Origin of the sequence: Leifsonia sp. SIMBA_070, assembly GCF_046534635.1 — a bacterium.
Classification (GTDB): domain Bacteria; phylum Actinomycetota; class Actinomycetes; order Actinomycetales; family Microbacteriaceae; genus Leifsonia.
The window spans coordinates 1-228 of record NZ_JAWRYK010001099.1; the positions used below are offsets into that span (position 1 = coordinate 1).

General features: G+C 64.5%; 1 protein-coding gene. It reads right to left on the reverse strand.

The genetic code is table 11. From position 1 onward, the window contains the following. Positions 1-24: 24 nt before the first annotated feature. On the reverse strand, positions 25-228 hold a 204-nt coding region (locus tag SB754_RS23535; protein ID WP_410784643.1), incomplete at its 5' end, for a hypothetical protein.

A 228-nucleotide genomic window follows, 5' to 3' on the forward strand; every position in this document is an offset into this window, starting at 1 on the left:
GTAGATGGGTTTGCGGGGTGTTGCTTACTTGAGCGTGTCCCGCTCCTGGTCAGTTGGCTGCTCACGGTCAGCCAGGGCATCGGCGGTTACGCCGGCGCCAGCGAACCAGCTTTCCCAGCTTTCCCAGGTGTCGCCTGCCGGCGTGATGATGCGGGTACGACCGATTGCGACCACGTCGACCTGCAGCACATGCTTGGGAAAGGCTACGGCCGTCGTGCTGCCCGAGGC